Source organism: Paracoccus sp. NSM (assembly GCF_052379855.1).
GTDB lineage: Bacteria > Pseudomonadota > Alphaproteobacteria > Rhodobacterales > Rhodobacteraceae > Paracoccus.
The window spans coordinates 45,042-70,789 of record NZ_JBQTCG010000007.1; the positions used below are offsets into that span (position 1 = coordinate 45,042).

General features: G+C 68.3%; 26 protein-coding genes. 13 read left to right on the forward strand and 13 right to left on the reverse strand.

Annotation, left to right across the window (positions count from 1 at the left end):
• Positions 1-14 precede the first annotated feature (14 nt).
• The 6 genes from ACTZWU_RS11580 to ACTZWU_RS11605 all read right to left on the reverse strand — a co-directional run bounded on the left by ACTZWU_RS11580 (position 15) and on the right by ACTZWU_RS11605 (position 5,100).
• Entirely contained in the window at positions 15-1,337 is a 1,323-nt protein-coding gene (locus ACTZWU_RS11580) for a TRAP transporter large permease (protein ID WP_444737519.1), read from the reverse strand.
• Positions 1,327-1,842 (reverse strand): TRAP transporter small permease subunit, encoded by a 516-nt coding sequence (locus ACTZWU_RS11585; protein ID WP_444737520.1) that lies wholly within the window; start codon positions 1,840-1,842, stop codon positions 1,327-1,329. The genes ACTZWU_RS11580 and ACTZWU_RS11585 overlap by 11 nt, the downstream gene beginning before the upstream one ends.
• A gap of 172 nt (positions 1,843-2,014) precedes the next feature.
• Complete coding sequence (locus ACTZWU_RS11590) at positions 2,015-2,989, reverse strand: beta-ketoacyl-ACP synthase III (protein WP_444737521.1); 975 nt, start codon at positions 2,987-2,989, stop codon at positions 2,015-2,017.
• Positions 2,986-4,062 carry a phosphate acyltransferase PlsX gene (plsX, locus tag ACTZWU_RS11595; protein WP_444737600.1) on the reverse strand — a complete coding sequence of 359 codons (1,077 nt, stop codon included), beginning with the start codon at positions 4,060-4,062 and terminating at the stop codon, positions 2,986-2,988. The genes ACTZWU_RS11590 and plsX overlap by 4 nt, the downstream gene beginning before the upstream one ends.
• 48 nt (positions 4,063-4,110) lie before the next feature.
• Entirely contained in the window at positions 4,111-4,317 is a 207-nt protein-coding gene (rpmF, locus tag ACTZWU_RS11600; protein WP_304617709.1) for a 50S ribosomal protein L32, read from the reverse strand.
• Between the two features lie 231 nt (positions 4,318-4,548).
• Positions 4,549-5,100: a YceD family protein gene (locus ACTZWU_RS11605; RefSeq protein WP_444737522.1), complete on the reverse strand. Its 552-nt coding sequence runs from the start codon at positions 5,098-5,100 to the stop codon at positions 4,549-4,551.
• A gap of 134 nt (positions 5,101-5,234) precedes the next feature.
• Here ACTZWU_RS11605 and ACTZWU_RS11610 point away from each other — a divergent pair, with 134 nt between their 5' ends.
• Positions 5,235-5,684 (forward strand): outer membrane protein assembly factor BamE, encoded by a 450-nt coding sequence (locus ACTZWU_RS11610; protein WP_444737523.1) that lies wholly within the window; start codon positions 5,235-5,237, stop codon positions 5,682-5,684.
• Positions 5,685-5,696: 12 nt separating this feature from the next.
• Here the strand turns inward: ACTZWU_RS11610 and ACTZWU_RS11615 are convergent, their stop codons facing one another.
• Entirely contained in the window at positions 5,697-6,698 is a 1,002-nt protein-coding gene (locus ACTZWU_RS11615) for a serine hydrolase domain-containing protein (RefSeq protein ID WP_444737524.1), read from the reverse strand.
• Positions 6,699-6,820: 122 nt separating this feature from the next.
• On the opposite strand from ACTZWU_RS11615, the gene ACTZWU_RS11620 reads away from it, so the two are divergent.
• Genes ACTZWU_RS11620 through recO form a run of 3 tightly spaced genes read left to right on the forward strand, consistent with a single transcriptional unit; the run spans position 6,821 to position 9,020 of the window.
• Positions 6,821-7,549, forward strand: coding sequence for an SseB family protein (locus tag ACTZWU_RS11620; RefSeq protein ID WP_444737525.1), 729 nt, complete (start codon positions 6,821-6,823; stop codon positions 7,547-7,549).
• Positions 7,550-7,598: 49 nt separating this feature from the next.
• Positions 7,599-8,294 (forward strand): CDP-alcohol phosphatidyltransferase family protein, encoded by a 696-nt coding sequence (locus tag ACTZWU_RS11625; protein ID WP_444737526.1) that lies wholly within the window; start codon positions 7,599-7,601, stop codon positions 8,292-8,294.
• 6 nt (positions 8,295-8,300) lie between these two features.
• Positions 8,301-9,020 carry a DNA repair protein RecO gene (recO, locus tag ACTZWU_RS11630; protein ID WP_444737527.1) on the forward strand — a complete coding sequence of 240 codons (720 nt, stop codon included), beginning with the start codon at positions 8,301-8,303 and terminating at the stop codon, positions 9,018-9,020.
• A 30-nt stretch (positions 9,021-9,050) separates the two neighbouring features.
• On the opposite strand, the gene ACTZWU_RS11635 is transcribed toward recO, so the two are convergent.
• Complete coding sequence (locus tag ACTZWU_RS11635; protein WP_444737528.1) at positions 9,051-9,500, reverse strand: META domain-containing protein; 450 nt, start codon at positions 9,498-9,500, stop codon at positions 9,051-9,053.
• 313 nt (positions 9,501-9,813) lie between these two features.
• Between ACTZWU_RS11635 and ACTZWU_RS11640 the strand changes: the two genes are divergently transcribed.
• From ACTZWU_RS11640 to rnr, 4 genes are read left to right on the forward strand one after another with little or no spacing between them, the layout of a single operon-like run.
• Positions 9,814-10,584 (forward strand): sulfite exporter TauE/SafE family protein, encoded by a 771-nt coding sequence (locus ACTZWU_RS11640; RefSeq protein WP_444737529.1) that lies wholly within the window; start codon positions 9,814-9,816, stop codon positions 10,582-10,584.
• Complete coding sequence (dapE, locus tag ACTZWU_RS11645; protein WP_444737530.1) at positions 10,581-11,717, forward strand: succinyl-diaminopimelate desuccinylase; 1,137 nt, start codon at positions 10,581-10,583, stop codon at positions 11,715-11,717. The genes ACTZWU_RS11640 and dapE overlap by 4 nt, the downstream gene beginning before the upstream one ends.
• Positions 11,714-12,130, forward strand: a complete 417-nt coding sequence (locus ACTZWU_RS11650; RefSeq protein ID WP_444737531.1) for a GNAT family N-acetyltransferase — start codon at positions 11,714-11,716, stop codon at positions 12,128-12,130. Before dapE ends, ACTZWU_RS11650 begins: the two co-directional genes overlap by 4 nt.
• 22 nt (positions 12,131-12,152) lie before the next feature.
• Positions 12,153-14,399 (forward strand): ribonuclease R, encoded by a 2,247-nt coding sequence (gene rnr / locus ACTZWU_RS11655; RefSeq protein ID WP_444737532.1) that lies wholly within the window; start codon positions 12,153-12,155, stop codon positions 14,397-14,399.
• Between the two features lie 221 nt (positions 14,400-14,620).
• Here rnr and ACTZWU_RS11660 read toward each other — a convergent pair whose 3' ends face one another.
• Complete coding sequence (locus tag ACTZWU_RS11660; RefSeq protein ID WP_444737533.1) at positions 14,621-15,928, reverse strand: HlyD family type I secretion periplasmic adaptor subunit; 1,308 nt, start codon at positions 15,926-15,928, stop codon at positions 14,621-14,623.
• Positions 15,925-17,673 carry a type I secretion system permease/ATPase gene (locus ACTZWU_RS11665; RefSeq protein ID WP_444737601.1) on the reverse strand — a complete coding sequence of 583 codons (1,749 nt, stop codon included), beginning with the start codon at positions 17,671-17,673 and terminating at the stop codon, positions 15,925-15,927. Before ACTZWU_RS11665 ends, ACTZWU_RS11660 begins: the two co-directional genes overlap by 4 nt.
• Before the next feature lie 130 nt (positions 17,674-17,803).
• Here ACTZWU_RS11665 and ACTZWU_RS11670 point away from each other — a divergent pair, with 130 nt between their 5' ends.
• Positions 17,804-18,589, forward strand: a complete 786-nt coding sequence (locus ACTZWU_RS11670) for an MlaA family lipoprotein (protein ID WP_444737534.1) — start codon at positions 17,804-17,806, stop codon at positions 18,587-18,589.
• The gene (locus tag ACTZWU_RS11675; RefSeq protein ID WP_444737535.1) at positions 18,564-19,178 is read left to right on the forward strand and encodes an MlaC/ttg2D family ABC transporter substrate-binding protein; all 615 of its coding nucleotides are present in this window, start codon (positions 18,564-18,566) and stop codon (positions 19,176-19,178) included. Before ACTZWU_RS11670 ends, ACTZWU_RS11675 begins: the two co-directional genes overlap by 26 nt.
• 170 nt (positions 19,179-19,348) lie before the next feature.
• Here ACTZWU_RS11675 and ACTZWU_RS11680 read toward each other — a convergent pair whose 3' ends face one another.
• On the reverse strand, positions 19,349-19,561 hold the full coding sequence (locus ACTZWU_RS11680; protein WP_444737536.1) for a putative hemolysin: 213 nt from the start codon (positions 19,559-19,561) through the stop codon (positions 19,349-19,351).
• Positions 19,562-19,609: 48 nt separating this feature from the next.
• A complete protein-coding gene (locus ACTZWU_RS11685) occupies positions 19,610-21,904 on the reverse strand; it encodes a transglycosylase domain-containing protein (RefSeq protein WP_444737537.1) in 2,295 nt (764 codons plus the stop codon).
• A 266-nt stretch (positions 21,905-22,170) separates the two neighbouring features.
• On the opposite strand from ACTZWU_RS11685, the gene ACTZWU_RS11690 reads away from it, so the two are divergent.
• The gene (locus ACTZWU_RS11690) at positions 22,171-23,517 is read left to right on the forward strand and encodes an ammonium transporter (RefSeq protein ID WP_444737538.1); all 1,347 of its coding nucleotides are present in this window, start codon (positions 22,171-22,173) and stop codon (positions 23,515-23,517) included.
• A gap of 144 nt (positions 23,518-23,661) precedes the next feature.
• On the opposite strand, the gene ACTZWU_RS11695 is transcribed toward ACTZWU_RS11690, so the two are convergent.
• Complete coding sequence (locus ACTZWU_RS11695; protein ID WP_444737539.1) at positions 23,662-24,663, reverse strand: polyprenyl synthetase family protein; 1,002 nt, start codon at positions 24,661-24,663, stop codon at positions 23,662-23,664.
• Between the two features lie 75 nt (positions 24,664-24,738).
• Between ACTZWU_RS11695 and ACTZWU_RS11700 the strand changes: the two genes are divergently transcribed.
• Both ACTZWU_RS11700 and ACTZWU_RS11705 read left to right on the forward strand, forming a co-directional pair.
• Positions 24,739-24,948 (forward strand): putative signal transducing protein, encoded by a 210-nt coding sequence (locus ACTZWU_RS11700; protein WP_444737540.1) that lies wholly within the window; start codon positions 24,739-24,741, stop codon positions 24,946-24,948.
• Positions 24,941-25,699: a tRNA1(Val) (adenine(37)-N6)-methyltransferase gene (locus tag ACTZWU_RS11705; protein WP_444737541.1), complete on the forward strand. Its 759-nt coding sequence runs from the start codon at positions 24,941-24,943 to the stop codon at positions 25,697-25,699. The genes ACTZWU_RS11700 and ACTZWU_RS11705 overlap by 8 nt, the downstream gene beginning before the upstream one ends.
• Positions 25,700-25,748: the final 49 nt, after the last annotated feature.

The following is a 25,748-nucleotide window of genomic DNA, read 5'->3' on the forward strand; positions in this document are numbered from 1 at the left end:
CGTTGAAAAAATCGTCAGCCATAGAGCGCGGCGGGAAGCCACGTCACCAGGGTCGGGAACAGGATCATCGCCGCGCACATCAGAAGCACCATCACGATGAAGGGCAGAACGCCGATGATGATGTCGCCCGTCTTGACCTCGGGCGGGGCGATGGCGCGCATGTAGAACAGCGCATAGCCGAAGGGCGGCGACAGAAAGCTGGTCTGCAGCACGACCGCCATCAGCACCACGAACCACAGCGGGTCCACGCCCATCTCGTTCACCAGCGGCAGGAAGATCGGGAAGGACAGCAGCACGATCCCCGTCCAGTCGAGGAACATCCCCAGGATGAACACGACCAGCAGCATCACCGCGATCAGCGTATAGGGATCATCGGCCAGCCCGCGGATCAGGTCCTGGCTGGCCCGCAGGCCCCCGGTGATGTTGAAGACCCCGGTAAAGGCCGTCGCGCCCACGACGATGAACAGGATCATCGCGCTGGTGCGCCCCGTCTCCAGCAGCGCGGAATAGAAGGTCGCCCACCGGAAACGCCCGCGCGCGATCACGATCAGCAGCGCCAGCACGGCGCCGATGGCGCTGGCCTCGGTCGCGGTTGCGATGCCCGCCAGCAGCGAGCCAAGGATGCCCAGGATCAGAACCAGCGGCGGCACGGCCTCGATCAGCAGCAGCTTCCACATGGCGGCGCGCGACAGGGCCTCTTCCTCGCGGACGGGCGGCGCCCAGTCGGGGCGGATGCGCGCGATCACCGCGACATAGATCGCGTAAAGCACGCCCAGCAGCAGGCCCGGGACCATCGCGCCGGCGAAAAGCTGGCCCACCGACAGGCCCGGCGCATAGGACGCCATCAGGATCAGCATGATCGAGGGCGGGATCAGGATGCCGAGGCAGCCCGAGGCGCCGATCAGCCCCGTCGCCAGCCGTTTGTCATAGCCGTATTGCAGCATCGGGCGCAGCGCCATCACGCCCATCACCGTGATCGAGGCGCCGATGATGCCCGTCGTCGCCGCCAGCAGGATCGAGATGAACACGACCGCAAGGCCAAGTCCGCCCTTCACCCGCGCCATCAGGTGGCGCAGCGCCTCGAACATGCGGTCGGTCACGCCGCTGTCGGACAGGAACCGCGCCATCAGCACGAAAAGCGGAATGGCGATCAGCACGTAATTGTCCAGCACGTCGCCGAAGACGCGGCTGATGACGATGTTCAGCACCTGCGGGCGATCCGCGATGAAGGCGCCCAGAACCGCCGTGCCGCCCAGGACCAGCGCCAGCGGATGCCCCATGAACAGGCCCAGCAGAAGCAGGCCCGACATGATGAGGGCGATCATTTCACCGGACATCGGCGGGCTCCTGGATATGGGGGGCGCGGTTCAGCAGCAGCTTCAGCACCTCGCTGACGCCCTGGACCAGCAGCAGGCAGGCGGCGACGAACATCGCCATCTTCAGCGGATAGACGGGCAGCTGCATCGCGCCCACGGTCATCTCGCCCTGCCGCCAAGAAGTCATGGCGAAGTTGTAGCTGCGGGTGGTGAAGATCCACGCAAAGGGGAAGAAAAAGACGACATAGCCCGCGATCTCGACCCAACGGCGCAGGGTGGGGCGCATCCGCGCGGTCAGCAGATCGACCCGGACATGCGCCTGATGGCGCAGCGCATAGCCGCCCAGCATGATGAAATAGAAACCGTAAAGCTGCTTGGTGACGTCAAAGGCCCACCGTGTCGGCTGGCCCAGCACATAGCGCATGAAGACGTCGTAAATGATGATCCCGGCAAAAACGATCGCGACGACCGAAACGATGCGGCCGACAAGCTCGTTCACGCCGTCGATCAGACGGATGAGCGGCATGTTTCTGAAACCTCCCCAAGGTCGGCAGATGCGCGCTTGCAGCATCTGCACGAACCGGAGTGTTCAAAAGCGGTGAACGAGTGTCAACTGCCCGGAATGCCGTTGCGGAAGATTTTACCGTGACGTAACGGAAATTGAGCAGAGGGTCAGAATTCCCGGCCGGGTTGTGTGCCTACCAGCGCAGCACGACCGAGCCCCAGGACAGGCCCCCGCCGATCGCCTCGGTCACGATCACCTGGCCGGGGGCAAAGCGCCCTTCGGCATCGGCCACGGCCAGGGCCAGCGGGATCGACGCCGCCGAGGTGTTGCCGTGATCGGCCACGGTCAACACGACCTTGTCCATCGGCAGCTGCATCTTCTGCGCGGTGGCGGTGATGATGCGCATGTTCGCCTGATGCGGGACCAGCCAATCGACGTCGTCCGGGCTCAGCCCGGCCTTGTCCAGCGCATCATGCGCGGTGCGGGCCAGCTTTTCGACCGCGTGGCGAAAGACCAGATTGCCCTGCATCCGCAGATGACCCGCCGTCCCGGTCGAGGACACGCCGCCATCCACATGCAGCAAGTCGCGATAGCGGCCGTCGCTGTTCAGGTCGCTGGCCAGAATGCCGCGATCGTCGCTGGTGCCCGCGCCCTCTTGCGCCTCGACCACCACGGCGCCGGCGCCGTCGCCGAACAGCACGCAGGTGCCCCGGTCGGTCCAGTCCATGATGCGCGAGAAGGTCTCGGCCCCGATCACCAGGATGCGGCGGGCCAGCCCCGCGCGCAGCATCGCGTCCGCATTGGCCAGCGCAAAGACGAAGCCCGCGCAGACGGCCTGCACGTCATAGGCAAAGCCGCGCGTGATCCCCAGACCCTGCTGGACCATCGTGGCGACCGCCGGAAAGGTGAAATCAGGCGTCGAGGTGGCCAGCACGATCCCGTCGATGTCATCGGCGCCCAGCCCGGCGCGATCAAGCGCGATGCGGGCGGCGCGGATGGCCAGGTCGCTGGTCATCTGGCCTTCGGCGGCGAAATGGCGCCGCTCGATCCCGGTGCGGGTGCGGATCCATTCGTCGGACGTCTCAAGCTTGTCCTCGAACCAGGCATTCTCGACGATGCGCTCGGGCAGGTAATGCCCGGTGCCGGTGATCACGGAACGAATGGTCAATGCGCGGCTCCTGAATCGCCGGTTGCGGCGGGGTTGGCTTGCGCAATGCGCGCGGCCAGCCTGTCCTGAAAGCCGGATTTCGTCAGGGTGAAGGCCAGCTTGATGGCGGCCGAGACGCCGGTCGCATCCGCCGAGCCGTGCGATTTCACCACGGTGCCGTTCAGGCCCAGAAAGATCCCGCCATTCACACGGCGCGGATCGATCCGCTTCTGCAGGCGGCGCAGCGAGGTCATCGCCAGAAGGGCTGCGAATTTCGACATGACCGAGTTCGAGAACGCCTCCTTGAGGAAGTCTCCTACAAGCTTGGCGGTCCCCTCGCCGGTCTTCAAGGCGATGTTGCCGGTAAATCCGTCCGTCACGATGACATCGACGCGAGCCGAGGGCAGATCGCCCCCCTCGACGAAGCCAACATAGTCGAACTGCGATTCGGCGGCGATGGCGCGGATCATCTCGTCCGCCTGCTTAAGCTCGGTGCGGCCCTTGTGCTCTTCGGTCCCGACATTCATCAGGCCCACGCGGGGCAGCGAGAGGCCAAGACCGTTGCGCGCGTAAGACGCGCCCATCTGGGCATATTGCAGCAGGTCATGCGCGTCGGCGCGGATATCGGCGCCCACGTCCAGCATGATGTTGAAGCCCTGCGGATTGCGCGAGGGCCAGAGACAGGCAATCGCCGGGCGGTTCACGCCGGGCAGCTTGCGCAGGCGCAGCATCGACAGCGCCATCAGCGCGCCGGTATTCCCGCAGGACACGGCCGCGCTGGCCTCGCCCGAGCGGACCGATTCGATGGCGCCCCACATGGAACTGCCGCCGCCCTTGCGGACAACCTGGCTGGGCTTGTCATCCATCGTCACGACCGAAGCCGCGTGCCGGATGTCGCAGCGGCCCGCCAACGCCTTGCGGCGGCCGACAAGGCCGCGCAGGGTCGTCTCGTCACCATGGACGATAAAGCTGATCTCGGGGTTCTTGGCGGCACTGGCCGCCATTCCCGCCACGACTGCGGCCGGGCCGCGATCGCCACCCATCGCATCCACCGATATGACCACGTAGCCCCCGGTTTCAGGGGCGCGCGGCATGGGCTGGGGCGCGTGATCGACGCTCATCGCAGGGCCGGTCGCCAGGGATCAGGCCGCGTCGTCGTCCAGGTCGATCTCGTTGGCCTGGGCCACGACCTCGCGCCCGGCGTAATGGCCGCAGGACGGGCAGACGTGGTGCGGGCGCTTCAGTTCGCCGCAATTCGTGCATTCGTTCGGGTTGCCCGCGACCAGCGCATCATGCGCGCGGCGCATGTTGCGTTTCGAGCGGGTTACGCGATTCTGAGGGACAGCCATGTCACCACCTCGGTTGTCTGGGTGCGACGCAGGAACGCCTTGGCACCGTAGGATTTGAATTCGTAAATGAACCGCGCAGATACGCGATCAACGTCCCGCCCGCAAGCCCTCGCTGCGGCGAGGCCACAGGTTTATTCGGACATGATTGCGCGTCTGGTGCGAATTAGTCGCTGCAAGCCGCGCTGGCAAGCGTCACGGGGGCCTTCAGGCGAATCGCCGCCTATGGTGCGGCTAGCCGTCTCGCTTGAGCAGCTTGTCGAGACCCGCAAAGGGACGGCGCGTATCCTCGGCCGGTTCGGCAACGTCCTCGGGGGTGGCCAGCTCGGCCCCCTCGGCGCGCGGATAGGCGGGCAGGGCCAAGGCCAGCGCCTCGATCATGGCGGCGGTCAGGTCGATGAAGGCGCCAAGCGGCTCAAGCGTCTCGTCGCCCATCTCGACCTCGTCACCCTCGGGGGTGGCGATATGGGGCGAATAGCGCAGACGCACGGCTTCGCCGATCTCGCTGCGGACGGGTTTCAGCGTCACCACGCAGGCCTGCGTGACGCGTGCGGCCAATTGGCCGTCCAGCCGCCAGCCCTGCGCGCCCTCGGGCCGGACCTCGCCCCGGAATTCCAGCTTCGGCAGCGCCTCGACCCCCAGTTCGGCGGCGATGGCGGCACGGGTCTCGCCATCGGGGCGCAGCAGGAAGGGCGTCGCCGCGTTCGGGTTCAGATGCGCGACGCGCAGGCGCTGCGGATGGGCCTGAGGATCGGTGCGGTTCTGGTCTGGCGGCGTCTGGGGCAAGGGCTTCCCTGAAGGCTCGGGCGGCCCGGCGGGGCCACGGATTGTCATTCTTGAGCGTCGTGGCCGAGTTTGCTAGGCAGGGCAAGCCGCGTCAACCGCCCCCGGTCGGCGCCACAGGGAAAGGGCCTCGCCACATGCCGACCATCAAGCGCCTGCTTGGCTTCGTGATCGTTGCTGTCCTGGGTCTGGCCGCCTGCTCCCCCGTCTTTCGCAATCACGGCTATGTGCCCCCGGAAATCGAGCTGGCGCAGGTCCAGCCGGGCCAGACCCGCGTCGATGATCTGCCCGAACTGATCGGGCGGCCCTCGGCGCAGGGGCTTCTGACGGGGTCGGGCTGGTATTACGTCGGCTCGCGCTGGCGCGAATACGGCGCGCTGCCCCCGCGCGAGGTCGAACGCCAGGTCGTCGCCGTGTCCTTCGCGCCCAACGGCGTGGTCAGCAATGTGGAACGCTTCGGGCTGGAACGCGGCCGCGTCGTCACCCTGTCGCGCCGCGTGACCGAGGGCAGCGTGACCGAGATCTCGCTGATCGGTCAGCTTCTCGGCAATCTGGGCAATTTCCAGGCCGACGACTTCATCGAGTGACGCCGGCGCGGCTCAGGCCGCCCGCACCAGATCACCCGCCAGCCTGTGCAATTCGTTGCGGTACCCCGTCCGGGCCGAGGGCTGGTCGGGGTTCGAGGTCATCGCCACCACCACGGCAGGCGCGCGCCGCGTGGCTGGAAAGACATAGACCATCTGCCCGCCATAGCCCCAGCCGTAACGCACCTCGCGCCCGCCGATCCGGCCCAGGAACCAGCCATAGCCGTAACCCTGCCCGCTGAAGATCGAGGCCGTGCGCGCCTGCCAGCTTTCCTCGATCCAGGAGGCCGGGACCACCTGCCGCCCGCCCGCGCGCCCGCCTTGGGCATAGGTCGCGCCAAAGGCCAGCAAGGACCGCGTGCTCATCGCCATCTGGTTGCCGCCCAGATAGATGCCCTGCGGGTCGCGGTCCCATCCGGTGATGCGGAAGCCGGGGATCGGCCCCAGCCAGTCGCGCGCCACCTGCATCAGGGGCCGCCCCGTCACCCGCGTCAGGATCGCCGCCACCAGATGGGTCGAGGCCGTGGAATATTGCATCCGCCCGCCCGGTTCCTGCGTGAAGGGCGCGGCCAGCGCGGCGCGCACCCAGTTCGGGCTGCTGACCCACCGACCGTAATTCTGGCCCGACTGACGCTCCAGCCCGGCCTGCATGGACAGCAGATGGCCAAGCGTGATTCGCTCCATCCGCGGGTCGGGGTTGCGCGGCAGGTCGGCGCGCAGCAGGGGCGCGATGGGCTGGTCGGCGCCCTCCAGCAGGCCGCGCGCGATGGCGATGCCCGCCAGCGCCGAGATCACCGATTTCGAGGCCGACTTGATGTTCGTGGGCCGGTCGGGGTCGAAACCGTGATAGCCGCGCGCGGCGATTTCCTCGCCGTCGCGCCACAGGGCGATGGCGCGCAGGGGCTCCAGCGCGTCGCCTCGGCCAAGCAGGGGGGACAGGCCCGCGCGGGCCAGCAAAGGCGCCGCCAGCACCGGCAGGGTGGCGGCGGCGGTCAGGATCAGGGATCTGCGATTCATCTGCACAATATCGCGCGGATCGGCGCTGCGGCGTAATCACGCTTGCGTGGGGTAGCGCGCGGTCTTGCCCGCCGGGCGCGGGCCGACTAGGGCAGGGGCATCGCCACCGATGAGGCCCGCTGATGACCGCGCTGGACGAACTTGCCACCACCCCCTTTCACGACGCCGATGCGCCCTTGCGCGCGCGGATGCTGTCGCGGCTGGCCGATACGGAATTGTTCGTGGCCCTGACGCGCGAGCCGCATGACGACCGGGTCGAGCTGCAATTGTTCCCGCTGGACGGCGCCAATGTCGCGCTGGCCTGCGATGCCGAGGATCGACTGGCGGGCTTCTTCGGCGCGCCCGTCGCCTATGTCGCGATGCCGGGCCGGGCGCTGGCCGCCCTGTTGCGGACCGAGGGCGCGGGCCTGCTGGTCAATCCCGGCGCGCCGTCGGAAATGCTGCTGGATGCCGCGATGCTGGACTGGCTGACCGGCGCACTGGCCGCCGAACCCCAGCCCGACGAGGCGCGGCTGCGCCTGACCGGCCCGCATCCCGACACGGTCGCGGCCCTGGCCGAACCGCTTGGCGCGCGGCTTCTGGACATGCATGCGCTGATCTCGGGCGCCGCTTTGGCCGGTATCGCGGGGGGCGGCCATGTCCTGCTGATCGGGGGCGCGGACCCCGACCGCCAGCCCGCCATCGCCAAGGCCCTGGCCGAGGCGCTGGCCTTCCTGCCCCCGCAAGCGGGCGGCGTCGATATCAGCTTCACCGACGCGGCCCCGCCCGCGACCGCGCTGCGCTTTGATCTGACGCCGCCGCAGGCAGAGCCGCCCGCGCCCCGCCCCAAGGGCCCCCCCATCCTGCGCTGAGGCGCGGGCCCGGTTGCACGCCGCGCGCCAACCTGCAACAAGAGCGCCCATGCAATTGCGTCACAAGGCCCTGTCCGTCCATCTTCTGACCGCCTCGGGCGCGGTCCTGTCGATGCTTGCCATGCTGGCCGCCGCGAATGCCGAATGGTCGCTGATGTTCCTGTGGCTGGTCGTCGCCTTCGTCGTGGACGGGATCGACGGCCCCCTTGCGCGTCGATACGAGGTCAAACGCAACTGGCCCGCCTATGACGGGCAGTTGATGGACCTTATCATCGACTACCTGACCTATGTGTTCATCCCCGCCTTCGCGCTGTTCCAGTCGGATCTGCTATCGGGCTGGACGGGCTGGTTCGCGATCATCGTCATCGTCTTCGGCAGCGTCGTCTATTTCGCCGATACCCGCATGAAGACGCGCGACAATTCCTTTGCGGGCTTTCCAGGCTGCTGGAACATGGTCGTGCTGGTCCTCTTTGCCACCCAGCCGGTGTGGGAGGTGATCCTGCTGATCGTCTCGGTCCTGACGATCGCGATGTTCACCAACATCAAGTTCATCCACCCCGTCCGCACCGAACGCTGGCGGGTCGTGTCGCTGCCCGTGGCGGTGGCCTGGACGATCCTTGCAGGCTGGGCCGCATGGCTTGATTTCGACGCACCTGCGCTGGTCGTCACGGGGCTGATCGCCACCTCGATCTGGTTGCTGGTCGCCGGAGCCGCGCAGCAGCTGATCCCCCCGCGCCGGGCCTGACCGCCATTGGAGTGGCAGGCCGAGGGCACCGTCCTGATGCGCCGGCCCCATGGCGAGAATGCCGTGATCATCGACGTGCTGACCGCCGAACATGGCCGCCATGCGGGCCTCGTGCCGGGCGGAGCGTCCCAGAAACGCGCTGCGATGCTGCAACCGGGCGCGCGGCTGGCCCTGCGCTGGCGGGCGCGGCGCGATGACCAGCTGGGCACCCTGACGGCCGAGCCCCTGCGCCTGCGCGCGGGCCTGATGGCGGACCCGCTGGCGCTGGCCGGTCTGAATGCGATCTGCGCGCTTCTGGTCTTTGCCCTGCCCGAACGCGACCCCCATCCAAGGCTGGCTTTGGCGACCGAGCGGCTTCTGGACCTGATCGAATCCACCGCCGACTGGCCCACGGATTACCTGCAATGGGAGATGCTGCTGCTGGACGAGCTTGGGCTTGGCCTCGACCTGACGGCCTGCGCGGTGACCGGTGCGCGGGACGGGCTGGCCTATGTCAGCCCGCGTTCGGGGCGTGCGGTCAGCCGGGCGGGGGCGGGGGAATGGGCGGATCGGCTGCTGCCCCTGCCCGCGATCATGGGGGGCGCGGGCGACAATCGCGGCAAGGGTCTGGCCGAGGGTCTGGCGATCACCGGCCATTTCCTGCATGCGCGGCTGGCCGGCGAGATGGTGGGCCGCCCCCTGCCCGAGGCCCGCGCGCGCCTGATGCGCCGGCTGGCCCGGACGTGAGGCAGGGCGCGTCGGAACGCGCCCGCCCGCTTACTGGTTGCCGCGCGCCTGCGACAGGGCGTCGGTCGCCATGTCGGCGGGACGGCCGCTTTCAAAGATCAGCCAGGTCGGCCCCTTGATCCGCAGCACGCCGCCGAAATATTCCATCTCGTTGGCCTGTTGCAGAGCGTTCAGGTAACGCTCTTCGATCGCGGCATCCTTGCAGTTCGTGACGCCGGTCGTCTGGATCGCCTCGAAGGCGACGGCGGGCAGCGGCACGGTGTTGCGCGCGGCATAGCCGTTGCAGGGCGTGCGGCCCGACACGCCCTCGGGGCGCAGCGTCAGGGTGATGTTGCGCAGCGGCACGGTGCCATTGCCGATGCCCACCAGCACGTAATCATTGGCGGGCAGGCCGCCCATCGGATCGCCTGCAGGCTGGCTGTTGCAGGCGGCAAGCGTCATCGCGGCCAGAATCGGTGCGGCAAGGCGGAGGCTGGGCATCTTTTACTCTTTGACAGCTGGAGATACCCGACCGGATTAGACATTTTTTCCCCGCCGCGCCAGCCTCTTGCAGAAGGGATCGGCGCGGTGGGGCTGCGTGGACATCCCCACAGGCGCCCTCTCCGGGCCGGAACGCGCGATGGCTGCTGGATTTTTCCGGCCCCGCCTGTGGCATCGCTGCCGTGGGGCGTTGCCCAATTCCCACAGCCGCAGGGGCAAACCCTTGGCGCGCATCATCTTTTCGTCAGCCGCAGACCGCCTTGCGCGATTCGTGGCCTTTTCCTTTCCCGGCGCGGCCTGTAGCGTCCGCCGCATGTTCGGACTGGAGCTTTGGCAAATCCTGGCGGCCATCGGGGTCACTGCCTTCGCGGGCTTCGTCAAGGGCGCGCTGGGCTTTGCCATGCCGATGATCATGATCTCGGCCTTCGGTTCGATCATGCCCGCCATGGTCGCGCTGGCCGCGATGATCCTGCCCACGCTGATCACCAACGTGCAGCAGAGCTTTCGGGACGGCCGCACCGCCGCCATCGGCTCGGTCCGCAAGTTCCGGCTGCATATCGCGATGGTCGGGCTGTTCATCTGCGTCTCGGCGGGCTTTGCCGCCGCGATCCCGCAATGGCTGATGTATGGCCTTCTGGGCGTGCCGATCACTGCCTTTGCGATCTGGCAGCTTTCGGGCCGCCCGCTGGTCCTGAACCTGCGCCACCGGAAACGGGCCGAGGCCGTGTCGGGCGTTATCGGCGGGCTTTACGGCGGCATTTCCGGCATCTGGGGGCCGCCGCTGATCGTCTATCTGCTGTCCATCGGCACCGACAAACGCGAACAGGTGCGCGTGCAGGGCGTCGTCTTCCTGATCGGCGCGGTGGTACTGACGGTCGCGCATCTGGTCTCGGGCGTGCTGAACCCGGCGACGCTGCCGCTGTCCGCGCTGCTCTGCCTGCCCGCCATTGCCGGGATGAAGGCGGGCTTTGCGCTGCAGGACCGGCTGGACGTCGCGCAATTCCGCCGCTGGACGCTGATCCTTCTCATCCTGACCGGGCTGAACCTGATCCGTCGCGCCCTTGTAACCGGACCTTTCGCATGACCGACCCCGCCGACCTGACCGCCCGCCTGATCCGCTGCCCCTCGGTCACCCCCGAGGAAGGCGGCGCCCTGACCCTGTTGCAGGCGCTTCTGCGCGAGGCCGGGTTCGAAACCCGTCGCATCGACCGGAACGGCACGCCGAACCTCTTTGCCCGGTGGGGCGCCAGGGGCGCAAAGACCTTCGGCTTCAACGGCCATACCGATGTCGTCCCGACCGGCGATCCGGCATCCTGGACGCATCCGCCCTTTTCCGGGCATGTCGAGGATGGCGTGATCTGGGGGCGCGGCGCGACCGACATGAAATCGGGCGTCGCGGCCTTTGTCGCCGCCGCCATCGACTTCACCCGCCAGACACCGCCCGACGGCGCCGTCATCCTGACCATCACCGGCGATGAGGAGGGGCCGGGCCGCGACGGCACCATCGCCATCCTCGACTGGATGGAGGCGGCGGGCGAGCGCATGGATGTCTGCATCGTGGGCGAGCCGACCAACCCCGACCTGATGGGCGAGATGATGAAGATCGGCCGCCGCGGTTCCGCGACCTTCCAAATTGCGGCCAAGGGCGTGCAGGGCCACGCCGCCTATCCGCACCGGGCGAAGAACCCGCTGCACGCCCTGACGCGGATGCTGGCCGACCTGACCGCCACGCCGCTGGATCAGGGGACCGCGCATTTCGACCCGTCGGGCCTTCAGATCACCACCATCGATTGCGGCAACCCGGCCTCGAACGTGATCCCGGAAACGGCGCGGGCGGTGGTCAACATCCGCTTCAACGACATGCATACCGGCGCCTCGCTGACCGAACGCCTGCGCGACCACGCCGCCCGGATCAGCGCCGATACCGGCGTCGCGCTGAGCGTCGAGGCCCAGATCTCGGGCGAGGCCTTCCTGACCGCACCCGGCCCCTTTGTCGATCTGGTCCGCGATGTCGTGGCGGCGGAAACCGGGCGCCAGCCGGTCCTGTCCACCTCGGGCGGCACGTCGGATGCGCGCTTCGTCAAGGATCACTGCCCCGTGGTGGAATTCGGCCTTGTCGGCCACCACATGCACCAGATCGACGAACGCGTGCCGGTGGAACAGGTCCACCAGCTGAAAGCGATCTATCAGCGCATCCTGGAACGGTATTTCGCATGATCATCGAGGAAACCACCGATCTGGCCGCCTGCCACGCCCTGCGCCGCCGCGTCTTCATCGAGGAACAGAACGTCCCCGAAGCCGACGAAATGGACGATCTGGACGATCAGGCCATCCACCTGCTGGCGCATGAGGACGGCCAGCCCCTCGGCACCGCGCGGCTGATCCTCAAGGGCGACACCGGCAAGATCGGCCGCGTCGCGGTTCTGTCGCAGGCGCGCGGGCGCGGGCTTGGCGCGGCGCTGATGCTGGCCGCGCTGGACGCGCTGCGGGCGCGGCCCGGCATCACCCGCGCGGCGCTGTCGTCGCAGACCCACGCCATCGGATTCTACGAGAAACTGGGCTTTGCCGCGCATGGCCCGGTTTACGACGACGCGGGCATCCCGCATCGTGACATGAGCCGCGACCTCTGATGGCCCACCCGAAAGCAGGACGATGACCCAGATTCCCAGCAAGGCCCAGATCCTCGAATGGGTGGCCGACAATCCCGAGGCCAATTCCAAGCGTGACATCGCCAAGGCCTTCGGCATCAAGGGCGCCGCCCGGATCGAGCTGAAACGCCTGCTGAAAGAGATGGAGGCCGAGGGCGCGCTGGAACGCCGCCGCCGCCATTATCTGGACGCCGAGGCGCTGCCCCCGGTCACGGTGCTGGAACTTCTGGCCCCCGACGGGTCGGGCGACCTGTTCGCGCGGCCCCTCGAATGGCGGGGCGAAGGCGCGCTGCCCCGCATCCTCTATCTGCCGCGCCAGACCGATCCGGCGCTTGGGCGCGGCGACCGCTTTCTGGGCCGCCTGATCGCCGTGCAGGCCGAGGATCACCAATACGAGGCCCGGCTGATCCGCCGCATCACCGCCAGCGCGAACCGCATCACCGGCATCTTCCGCCGCGAAAGCCAGGGCGGGCGCATCCTGCCCATCGACAAGGGCCAGGACAAGGAATGGCGCGTGCGCGAGGACGCGACCCTTGGCGCCGAGGATGGCGAACTGGTCCAGGCCGAACAGATGGGGCCGCGCGCGCGCCTTGGCCTGCCGCTGGCGCGGATCATCGAACGGCTGGGCGATGCCTCGGCCCCGCGCTCGGTCAGCCTGATCGCGATCCATCAGCACGGCATCCCCGACGACTTCCCCGAAACCGTCCTGAAAGAGGCCGAAGCCGCCACCCCCGCCCCCGTCAAGGGCCGCGAGGATCTGCGCGACCTGCCCCTGGTCACGATCGACCCCTCGGATGCGCGCGACCATGACGACGCCGTCGCCGCCCGGATCGAGGAGGACGGCGGCGCGACGATCTGGGTCGCCATCGCCGATGTCGCCCATTACGTCCGCCCCAGCAGCGCACTGGACCGCGAGGCATGGAAACGCGGCAATTCCACCTATTTCCCCGACCGCGTCGTGCCGATGCTGCCCGAGGCGCTGTCGGCGGACCTCTGCTCGCTGCACGAGGGCGTCGACCGCCCGGTCATCGCGGTGCGGATGCGGCTGGATGCCGACGGAAACAAGGTCAGCCACAAGTTCCACCGCGGCATCATGCACAGCCGCGCCAGCCTTGCCTATGAACAGGCGCAGGCTGCGGCTGACGGCAATCCCGACGACCAGACCGCGCCGCTGATGGACAGCGTGATCCGCCCGCTCTGGCACGCTTACGGCCTGCTGCGCGACGCCCGCGCCCGCCGCCAGCCGCTGGATCTGGACCTGCCCGAACGCCGGATCGAACTGACCCCGGACGGCCGCGTCCATTCGGTGAACTTCCGCGACCGCTTCGACGCCCACAAGCTGATCGAGGAGTTCATGGTCCTGGCCAATGTCGCGGCCTCCGAGGAACTGACCCGGCGCGGCAAGCCGCTGCTGTTCCGCGTCCACGAGGAACCCAGCCTCGACAAGATCGACGCCCTGCGCGAGGTGGCGCAGGCATCGGGCTTCACCCTGGCCAAGGGGCAGGTGCTGATGACCAGCCACCTGAACCGCCTGCTGGCCCAGGCCGAGGGCAGCGATTTCGACGAACTCATCAACATCTCGACCCTGCGTTCGATGACGCAGGCCTATTACCATCCCGAGAATTTCGGCCATTTCGGGCTGGCGCTGAAAAGCTACGCGCATTTCACCTCGCCCATCCGCCGCTATGCCGATCTGGTCGTGCATCGCGCGCTGATCTCGGCCCATGGCTGGGGCAAGGACGGGCTGGACGAGGCCCAGATCGAGCGCCTGCCCGAGACCGCCAAACATATCAGCGAGACCGAGCGCCGCAGCATGGCCGCCGAACGCGACACGACCGACCGCTATCTGGCGGCTTATCTGTCGGAACGCGTCGGATCCGAAATGACCGGCCGCATCAACGGGGTGCAGAAGTTCGGAGCCTTCGTGCGTCTGGATGAAAGCGGCGCCGACGGGCTGCTGCCGATCCGATCCATAGGGCAGGAATACTTCCATTACGACCCCGCGACCCAGACCCTTCTGGGCAGCGATACCGGGCTGGAAATCGGCATCGGTCAGCGCGTCACCGTGCGCCTGGCCGAGGCCGTGCCGATGACCGGCGGCCTGACGCTGGAATTGCTGGAACTTGACGGGCAGCCCCTGCCGCGCGGCCCGCAAAAGGGCCGCCGGGGCCGCAGCCCGGGCCGCGTCTCGACCAAGGCGCGCCTGGCCGAGATCAAGCGCGCCTCCAAGCGGCGCCGCAAACGCGACTGACCGCGGCGCCCGCCGTCAAAGCCCCGTCGTCGTCCTCTTCTTCTTCACGCAAATATCCTCTGGGGGTCCGGGGGGCGAAGCGCCCCCGGCTCGCCCTCACCCATATCGAAACCGCAGCGGGAACGAGGACACGTTGGGCCAGGCCGGATCATCCCTTACCGGCGCCGGGCGCCGCGCGATGGCCGCTTCGAGCCGGCGACTCGCCGCGCCTTCCGTCAGCGTCAGCTTTCGCGAAAGGCGCGGGTGAAATAGTCCGTCAGGGGCTTCATCAGATAGGCCAGCGGGCTGCGTTCCGAGGTGCGGATATAGATCTCGACCGGCATTCCCGGCAGCAGGACCAGCCCCCCCAGCAGCGCCAGTTCCTCGGGCGGAATGGTGATCTCGGCGCGGTAATAGGGCGCGCCGGTTGCCTGATCGGTCAGCGCATCGGCCGAGACACGCTCCAGCCTGCCGGTGATCTCGGGCGTGGTGCGCGCCGAAAAGGCCGAAAACCGCAAAGAGACCGCCTGCCCGATCTGCAATTCGTCCACATTGATCGTGGCGATCCGCGCCCCGATCTGCAAGGGCCGGTCCTGCGGCACCAGATACAGAAGTGGCTCGGCGCCGCGCACGACCGAACGCGGGGTCGTCACCTGCATGTTGTGGACGATCCCCGCCACCGGGGCGCGGATCTCAAGCCGGGCGATGCGTTCGGCCAGCGCCCGGCGTCGTTCGGCCAGTTCCAGCTCGCGATAGCCCAGATCACGCAGCTCGGTCTCGGCCTCTTCGCGGCGTGTCGCGCCAAGGCGCAAGCGCTGGATGCCGATTTCGGTGCGCCGGATCTGCGCTGCCGCCCGCTGCGCCTGCAACGCGCCCAGCTCACCCTCGAGGCGCGCTGCCTCGCGTTCCAGCGCCAGCACGCGCGAGGCCTGCGCCAGGCCGCGATCCAGCAGGCTGCGCTGGTCGCGCAATTCCTGCCCGATCAGCGTGCCTTGGGTCGCCAGCGCCTGCATCTGCGCATCGATCCCCGCGATCTCCGAGCCGATCTGTTCGGATTGCGTCGCCAACTGCTCAAGCGATTGTCGCAGCGTCTCGCGGCGCGACCGGAACAGGCTTGTCTGCCCCTCGATCAGGCTGGCCAAGGCGGGACTGTCCGTGGCGCCCGCCGCCAGTTCCTCGGGGAAATCAGGGGCATCGGTATCATCCCGTTCGGCCTCCAGCCGGCCGCGCCGGGCGAGGATCTCGAAATACTGCCCCTCGACGATGGCCAGTTCGGATTGCAGCAGCGCCCCGTCCAGCGCGACCAGCAGATCGCCCGCCGCGACCGCCACCCCCTCGGAGACCGCGATCCGTGCGACCACCCCGCCATCGGGGTGCTGCACGACCTGACGCTGCTGCTCGACCTCGACCTGACCGCTGGCGACGACCGCGCCGCTGATCCGCGCGCCCGTCCCCCACAGCGCCAGCCCCGCCACCAGCACCGCCAGCGCCAGAAGCCCCGCAAGAATCGGCGCCCGGACCGGCCAGGCCTGTTCGCCGCCGCCGCTCATGTCACGCCTCCCTGACGGCCGGCCTCTTGTGCGCGCAGGATCTGGGCCGAGTTCTCGACCATCTCCTGCAGGACGCGGTCGCGCGGCCCGAAGGCCCGCCGCCAGCCCTGTTCCAGCACCAGAAGCAGCTCGCATTCGTTGATCGCCGCCGGGCGATGCGCCATGATCACCACCGCGCCGCCCTGCGACTTGATGCGCCTGATTGCCCGGTTCAGCGCCTCGGAGCCCTGATTGTCCAGATTGGCGTTCGGCTCGTCCAGAACCAGCATCACCGGGTCGGGATAAAGCGCGCGCGCCAGTCCGATCCGCTGGATCTGCCCGCCCGACAGCCGCCCGCCCGTCTGGCTGATCCGCGTGTCATAGCCCTGCGGCAGGTCCAGGATCATCTGATGCGCGTCCGCCGCCTGCGCCGCGCGCACCACGCGGTCGGCATCGGGGTTCGGGTCCAGCCGGGCGATGTTCTCGGCGATGGTGCCGTCGAACAGCGTCACCTGCTGCGGCAGATAGCCGATCAGCGCGCCCAGCATGTCGGGCGCGTATTGGTCCAGCGTCGCACCGCCCAGCCGCACCTGACCCGAGGCCGGCGCCCAGGCCCCGATCAGCGCGCGGGCCAGCGTCGATTTCCCCGCCCCCGATGCGCCGATCACGCCAAGCGCCTGACCCGGCCCGATGGCCAGCGACACGCCGCGCAGGACCGGCACCGCCTCGCCCGGGGGGGCGACGGTCAGGTTGCGAACCTCGATCCGGGCCTCGGGGCGGGGCAGGGGCGTGCGCGGCGCCTCGGGCGGGTTGCGGCCCAGCAGCCCCGCCAGCCGCGCCCAGCCATCCTGCGCCGCCTGCACCGAGGGCCAGCCGCCGACCAACTGGTCGATCGGCGCCAGCGCGCGGCCCATCATGATCGAACTGGCGATCATCGCGCCCGGCGTCAATTCGTTACGCAGCACCAGCCAGGCCCCCGCCGCCAGCAGCGCGCTTTGCAGAAACAGCCTGAAACTGCGCGAGAAAACCGCCATCCCCGCGCCCCGATCCGCCCCCGTCACGGCATGGCCCTGCGCCTGATCGCGCAGGGCCCGCCAGCGCCGATGCGTGGCGCCCTGCATGCCAAGCGCGCCCACGGCCTCGCCCTGATCGCGGAACAGATCGGCCATGCGCTGCGCCTGCGCCGCCGACAGGGCGGCGTTCTGCAAGGGCGCGCGGGTCAGCCGCCGCGTCGCCACCATCGCCACCACCAGGATCACGCCCCCGCCCAAGGCCACCGCGCCCAAGAGCGGGTGGAACACGAAGATCACCGCCAGAAACAGCGGCGCCCAGGGCAGATCGAACAGCGCCATCAGCACGGGCGAGGCCATGAAGCGCCCCACCGCATCCAGATCGCGCAGCCCGCCGGTGGCGGCCTCGGCCTCTTGCCGCACCGCGCCCTCGCGCAGGGCGGCGGCGAAGACCCGCCCCTCGATCCGCTGCTGGAAGCGCGCCGCCACGCGGGTCATCACCCGGTTGCGCGACCAGTCCAGCACCCCCATCAGCAGATAGAGAAACGCCACCAGCAGAAACAGCGCCGCCAGCGTCTCGACCGAGCGCGAGGCCAGCACCCGGTCATAGACCTGCAGCATGAAGACCGGCCCGGTCAGCATCAGCAGGTTCACCGCCGCCGAGAACAGCCCGATCGCCAGCACAAGGCCCAGACCCGCCGCCCGCGCCTTGCGCAATTCCTCGGCGCCGCGCGCGGAAACAGCCTCGAATGACATCGTCAACAACACCCTTTCGCGCCGGTTTCCGCCCAGCCGGGACATGCCCGCCAGACGGGGCTTGCCCGGCCCCGGCGCCAGACCTATCACCGTCCCAGCCACCCCGTCAGCCAAAACATCGCGGTAGAAGATGAAGATTTCCTTGCGCGCGGCCCGCCTTGGCCCGATTTTTCTGGCCCTCATCCTGGCGGGTTGCGCCAGCGCGCCACAGATGCAGGACGGCATCCTCATCAACGACCCCTACGAGGGCGCGAACCGCCGTATCCACGCCTTCAACAAGGGGGTGGACGCGACCCTGATCTCGCCCGTGGCGAATCGCCTGCGCGGCAGCGGCGAGGCGCGGCCCCGCGATCCCTCGGACCCGATCGGGCCGGTGCAGATGGTCGTGAATGCGGGCCGCAACCTGTCGCTGCCGGGCAAGGCCGTGAACGGCCTGCTGCAGGGCCGCCCCGGCGATGCGGGCCGCAACCTGACGCGTTTCGCGGTGAACAGCACGGTGGGTCTGGCGGGCCTTTTCGATCCGGCGGGCGAGAATTTCGGCCTGACCGAGCGCGACACCGATTTCGGCGCGACGCTGGCGACCTGGGGCGTCCCCGAGGGCGCCTATCTGGAATTGCCGCTGATCGGCCCTTCGACCGCGCGGGATGCGACGGGGCGGGTGGTCGATCTGGTCATCGATCCGGTGAACAACGTCCTGTCGGGGCGCGACCGCCGGGCGGCCTTTGGCCTGCGGGTCGCGTCAAAAGCCGGTGAACGGGCACGTTTCGGCGATAGTGTGGATGGCGTTCTGCAGGGCAGTGCGGATAGCTATGCACAATTGCGGCTGATCTGGCTGATGAACCGCCGCCACGAACTGGGAGAAGACCGTGACGATTTCGACCCCTATGACGATGTCATCGACCCTTACGAGGATTGACCGTCGCGGCTTTCTGGGCCTGATGGCGGGGGCGGGACTTCTGGCGATGATGCCCGCCGCGGCCCATGCCCAGAATGTCGAGGCCGCCCGCGCCCATATCCAGCGCGCCGTGGACGAGGTCTATCGTGTCATTAACACCGGCGAGCCGACCGACCGCATGCTGGCCCGGTTCGAGGACATCCTGTCGCGCTATGCCGATGTGGACGTGATGGCGCGCTCGGCGCTTGGACCGGCCGCCCGCCAGACCCCGGCCGCCGAATTCGCCGCCTACCGGCAGGCCTTCCAGGGCTATGTCGGGCGCAAATACGGCCGCCGCTTCCGCGAATTCATCGGCTCTCGGGTCGAGGTGACGGGCGCGCGCCCGCTGAAGAGCTTCGTCGCCGTCACCTCGGTCGCGCATCTGCGTGGCCGCGCCCCGATGGAGGTCGAATGGCATGTCTCGGACCGCTCGGGTCAGGTGCGCTTCTTCAACATCATCATCGAGGGCGTGAACATGCTGTCCTCGGAACGGGCCGAGATCGCGGCGCTTCTGGCGCGACAGCGCGGCAGCGTGGCTGGGCTGGCCAACGAACTGCGTCAGGCGGGCTGACCCGGTCAAACGCTTGTGATCACAACGGCGGAACCGACGGCCCGGCGCGCGGTTTACCCCTCATGCGCGGCACTGGTCAAAGCCTGAAGGCGTTCCGAGCCAGCGAAGAGAATGGATGATCGACTACCGCGCAAGGCCCCGCCCGACACCGTCGGTGCGGGGCTTCTGATTCAGCCCGGATTGCGGCTGCGCCACAGATCCCATTCGTCAACCAGTCGCCCGTCGGGCATCAGGCAGAAGCCCTGTTCGCCCTGGGGTGTGGTGCGGATCTGGCTTTGGCCGCCCAGATCCTGACAGAAGCGGCTGGCCGGGTTCGGCATGTCCAGCCGCGCCTGACCACATGCGGCAAGGGCAGCAAGGGCGGGGATCAGCAGGGCCTTCATCGGCATCCCTCCGGGATCGGCGCCGCCCCGTCGGGGCGGCGTGTGGTTCTAGTTGCTGCCGATGATGTCCTGCAATGCGCGGGTCAGCGCATCGTCGGAATCGGCGGTGCTGCTGGATCCGGGCGTCTGGGGCGCGCCGCCGGTGATCTCGGTCGGGGCGGTGATCTGGCGCGGGGCCTGACCCGTGCGCTCGGCCTCGATCGAGTTCATCACATCGGCCAGAGCAGCGGCCAGCGGGTCGTCGGCCGAGCCGTAGGTGACCACGCGGCCGGTCGTCTCGCCCTGCGACAGCACGATCCCGCTGCCATCGGGCGACACGGTCGAGACCGGCAGTTCCGGCAGCCCCTCGTGGATCTCGGCCATGACGGCCTGCCAGATCTCGGCGGGCAGCCCGCCCCCGGTCACGCCCTGCAGGGGCGTGTTGTCGTCATAGCCCATCCAGACGCCGGTGACATATTGCTCGGTGAAGCCGACGAACCAGGCGTCACGATAGCTGCTGGTCGTGCCGGTCTTGCCCGCCACCGGGCGCGAGCCCAGCTTGGCGCGCGTGCCGGTCCCCGAGCTGATCACCTGCTGCATCATGTAGATCAGCTGCCCCGCCGCGCGCTGGCTGATGACGCGCTGCCCGAAGCCGCCGGTCTGGCCCATCAGCGGGCGGTCGTCGCCGCGCATGGTCAGGCTGACCACGCCGTAAGGCGCGACCGAGGTGCCGCCGTTGCGGATGCCCGCATAGGCGCCGGTCAGTTCCAGAAGCGTCGCCTCGGACGCGCCCAGCCCAAGCGAGGGGCTGGTGGTCAGGTTGCTGACGATGCCGAAATCATTGGCGATCTGGCGCACGCGGTCGCGGCCCACGGCCTCTTGCAGGCGGATGGTCGAGGTGTTCAGCGACTGCGCCAGCGATTGCGTCAGCGTGACCGTGCCCCGGAAGTTGCGGCTGTAGTTCTGCGGCGACCAGTTGCGCCCGCCCGGAATGCGGATCGTCAGCGGCGCGTCCTGCACCGTGTCATTGGGCGAATAGCCGACCTCAAGGGCTGCGGCATAGACAAAGGGCTTGAAGCTGGACCCGGTCTGCCGCTTGGCCTGCGTCGCACGGTTGAAGGTGCCATGCGCGCGCGTGTCGCGCCCGCCGATCATGGCGCGCACCGCGCCATCGGCCGACATGATCACGACCGCGGCCTGCGCCTCTGAACCGTCGCGCAGCTTTTCGTCAAAGACCCGCTGCATAGCGCGTTCGGCCGCGCGCTGGATGCGCTGGTCAAAGGTCGTGGTGATGGTCACGTCCTCGGTCGTCTCGCTGGTCAGGAAGCCCGGACCCGATTCCATCACCCAATCCGCAAAGGCCCCGCCCGCACGGGCCGAGGCCGCCTGCGACAGCGTCGCGGGATTGGCGCGGTAATGGGCGACCTCTTCGGCGGTCAGATAGCCCTCTTCCTGCATCAGGCCCAGGATCACGCTGGCGCGGGCCTGGCTGCGCGCCAGGTTCGCGGTGGGCGCGTAATAGCTGGGCGCGCGCAGCAGGCCCGCCAGCATCGCGGACTCGGCGGCGTTCACCTGGCTTGCGGGCTTGTTGAAGTAGCGCTGGCTGGCGGCTTCGAAGCCGCGCGCCCCGGCACCCAGATAGGACCGGTTCATGTAGATGTTGAGGATGTCGTCCTTGGAATATTTCGCCTCCATCGCGAAGGCGTAGGGGACTTCCTTGATCTTGCGCCACACCCCGCCACCGCGGCAATCGGCCTCGAACTCGGCCTCGTTGGCAAAGCGCGTGGGGTCGAAGGTCTCGCCCAGGCACAGAAGCTTGGCGACCTGCTGCGTGATGGTCGAGCCGCCGTGACCCTCCAGCGGGCCACGGCCTGCGGCCAGGTTGATTCGGATGGCGCTGGCGATGCCGCGCGGGCTGATGCCCAGATGGCTGTAGAACCGCCGGTCCTCGGTGGCGATCACGGCCTCTTTCAGGACGGGCGCGATCTGGTCGGCGGTGACGGCGCCGAAGGTCTCGCCGCGCCAGGCAAAGACGCGGCCGTCGCGGTCCAGCATCGTCACCGAGCCGCGCGCGCGCCCGTCGAACAAAGCCTCGGCATCGGGCAGGGTGGCGTAGAAATAGGCCGTGGCCGATCCGATGATCAGACCGACCACCATCGCCAGCCGCCAGACCGATCCCCAGATGATGCGCCAGATCAGCACGATCAGCGCCGCGAACCAGCCGACGATGCCCCCCCGGCGCGCGGGGCGCGGGTTGTGGCGGCGCACCTTGCGGGGCTTTTTGGGCTTCTCCTCGGAAAAGGCGCGCTTTTCGGCGACGGGTCGCTTGCCCGTGCGGTTCGGGGTGCCGGTGGGTTTTGTCATGCCTGCTTTCCTGCCCGGCCGTGTTCTCCGGCCCAAATTCGCCACAACATACAGGAAGATTCGCTGCGATGGAATTGCACTGACCAATCCGTGATTTGCCCTGAAAACGGGCATACAACCGCAGGTTCGCCCGTTTCCGCGCCAGCCGATGTTTCTGCACGGCAGCATCCCGCCCGTCGCTTGTGCAAAGCCGGGGCGATTGCGGATGAAAGCAGCGATGGCGGTCGATTTCACGGGCCGCAGGTCCAGAAGACAGGTGACGACTGATGAAACAGATGATTCCCGGACTGGTCGCGGCAACGGCGCTTTTCGCGCTGCCCGCGGCCGCGCAGGACGCCCTGCCAGCCGATCCCGAAACCGCTGCCCTGGCCGCCGAGGCCGTCACGGCAGAGGTGGCCTATATTTTCGACACGCTGCTGTTCCTGATCGGCGGCATCCTGGTGTTCTGGATGGCGGCGGGCTTTGCCATGCTCGAGGCCGGTCTGGTCCGCTCGAAGAACGTGACGACGCAGTTGACCAAGAACATCGCGCTGTTCTCGATCGCGGGGCTGATGTACTGGATCGTCGGCTACAACCTGATGTATCCGGGCGACTGGACCATCGGCGGCTGGCTCGGAGAGCTTTTCAGCTTCGCCAGCCTTGACGGCGTTGCCGAGGCCGATCTTGAGAACGGCTATTCGGTCGGTTCGGACTTCTTCTTCCAGCTGATGTTCTGCGCCACCACCGCATCCATCGTGTCGGGCACCCTGGCCGAGCGTGTGCGCCTGTGGCCCTTCCTGATCTTCACCGTGATCCTGACCGGCCTGATCTACCCGATCGAGGCAAGCTGGCAGTGGGGCGGCGGCTGGCTGTCGGAAATGGGCTTCGCGGACTTCGCCGGCTCGACGCTGGTTCACGCGGCAGGCGGCTTCGCGGCGCTGGCCGGGGCCATCGTGCTGGGCGCCCGCCACGGCAAGTATCGCGCCGATGGCCGGATGCAGCCGATGCCGGGTTCGAACCTGGCGCTGGCCACGCTTGGCACGTTCATCCTGTGGATGGGCTGGTTCGGCTTCAACGGCGCCTCGCAGCTTGCGATGGGCACGATCGACGACGTGGCCGATGTCAGCCGCATCTTCGTGAACACCAACATGGCCGCCTCGGCCGGTGCCATCGCCGCGATGATCCTGATGCAGGTGATGTATGGCAAGGTTGACCTGACCATGGTGCTGAACGGCGCGCTGGCGGGCCTCGTCTCGATCACCGCCGAGCCGCTGGCCCCCTCGATCCCGGCCGCCGTCGCTATCGGTGCGGTGGGCGGCATCATCGTGGTCTTTGCGGTCCCGATGCTGGACAAGCTCAAGATCGACGACGTGGTCGGCGCCATCCCGGTCCACCTGCTTGCGGGCATCTGGGGGACGCTGATCGTCCCGGCCACCAATTCGGATGCCAGCTACGTCACGCAGCTGGTCGGCGTGGTCGCCATCGGTGCCTTCGTCTTCCTGGCAAGCCTGGCGGTCTGGCTGGTCCTCAAGGCGACCATGGGCATCCGTGCCTCGCAGGAAGCCCAGATCAGCGGCCTCGACATCAGCGAGATGGGGATGGAAGCCTATCCCGACTTCGTCCAGGCCAAGTAAGCCATCAACGGTCTCTTCCCGGAGAGGGGGCGGGTCGCGCAAGCGGCTCGCCCCTTCTGCATTGCGCTTTCGGCAAGGGAATCAAACCTGTGCACAATCGGTGCACGCGCGGTGCATCGCCCGTGGACAGGTCGTGAGGGGGTGTCAGGCGACGCGGCTGACGACGAATTCGGCCAGATCGGACAGCAGGTCGCGGATCGGATGCTGGGGCAGAACCTCCAGCGCGGCGCGCGCGCGGGCGGCGTGATCCAGCGCATCGCGGCGTGCGGCCTCCATCGCGCCGTGGCGCGCCAGCAGGCTCAGCGCATGGTCCAGATCGCCCTCGCGCTGGTCGCCCGCCTCGATGGTGCGCGACCAGAAGGCACGTTCCTCGGGGGTGGCCTGCGCCACCGCCTTGATGACCGGCAGGGTCAGCTTGCGCTCGCGGAAATCGTCGCCGACATTCTTGCCGATCGTGTCCGTCGCGCCGCCGTAATCCAGCAGGTCATCGACGATCTGGAACGCGATGCCAAGCGCGTCGCCGTAATCGAAAAGCGCCCGGACCTGATCCGCGCTGCCCCCGGCAATGACGCCGCCCACCTCGGTCGCGGCCGAGAACAGGGCCGCCGTCTTGCCGCGAACCACCTGAAGATAAACGCTTTCATCCGTCGCCAGATCCTGGGCTGCGGTCAGTTGCAGCACCTCGCCCTCGGCGATGGTGGCGCTGGCATTGGCCAGGATCTCAAGCGTGCGCATGTTGCCCGGCTCGACCATCAGCTGGAAGCTGCGCGCGAACAGGTAGTCGCCCACCAGCACGCTGGACTTGTTGTCCCACAGCAGGTTCGCCGTCGGGCGCCCCCGCCGCTGGCGGCTTTCATCGACGACGTCGTCATGCAGCAGGGTCGCGGTGTGGATGAACTCGACCGTTGCGGCCAGATGCACATGCCAGGGGCCGGAATAGCCCATCAGCCGGGCCGAGGCCAAGGTCAGCATCGGCCGCAGCCGCTTGCCCCCCGCGCCGATCAGATGCGCCGTCACCTCGGGGATGCGCGGAGCGTGCTGACTGGCCATCCGCTCGCGGATCAGGGCGTCAACGGCGGCCATCTCGTCGGCGAGGGTCTCGGCCAGACGATCCAGCGGTTTGCGGACATTCTCCTGCACGGTCATGGCGACACCCCGTTTCTGCGGTTTCGCATTGCCACGCCATCGACAAAGACGCAACCGCAGCTTAGCTTTCGCGCCATGAAAGAGCTTTTCCGCAGCACCGATCCGGTCCGCATTTCCGCCGCCACCAGCCTTTTGGAATCCGAGGGCATCCGCTGCTTCGAGATGGATCAGCACATGAGCGCGCTGGAAGGCTCGATCGGGATTCTGCCGCGCCGGGTGATGGTCGCGGATCGTGACCTGTTCATGGCCCAGGCCATCCTGCGCGACACGGGGCTGGATGACTGAGACCCGGATCGACGGCTTTCTGGGCGGGCGCCTGCGGATCGAACAGCCTGTGCGCGGCTACCGCTCGGGGATGGATGCGGTGATGCTGGCGGCGGCCTGTCCAGCAAAATCAGGGGAATCGGTGCTGGAACTGGGCTGCGGGGCGGGGGTGGCCAGCCTCTGCCTTGGCTGGCGGGTGCCGGGTGCGGCGCTGACGGGGCTGGAGCGTCAGCCGGATTACGCAGCCCTTGCCCGCACCAATGCGGTGCAGAACGGCATCGCGCTGGAGGTGCTGACAGGCGATCTGGCCGCGCCACCCGCCGCGCTGCGCGAACGCGGCTTTGACCATGTGATAATGAACCCGCCCTATTTCCTGTCAGGCACACCGGCGCCCGATGCGGGTCGCGCCCTGGCGCGGCAAGAGGTCACGCCCCTGGCGCTGTGGATCGAGGCCGGGCTGAAGCGCCTGCATCCGGGTGGCTGGCTGACGCTGATCCAGCGCGCCGACCGGCTGGATGGCGTGATCGCGGCGCTGGCCGGGCGCGCGGGCGGGCTGATCGTGCTGCCCGTGGCGTCGCGTGCGGGTCGCGAGGCCGGGCGCGTGATCGTCCGGGCGCGCAAGGGATCGCGCGCGCCGCTGCGCCTGCTGGCGCCCCTGATCCTGCATGCCGCGCCCGCCCATGCGGCGGATGGCGAAGATCTGACCCCCGAGGCCGGCGCGATCCTGCGCGACGGGGCTGCAATCGGTAACATCGACGCGAAACACAGGTGACAGAATCGTAAACCTGTGTTGCACTACCCCCATCTGTCAGATGTGAAGG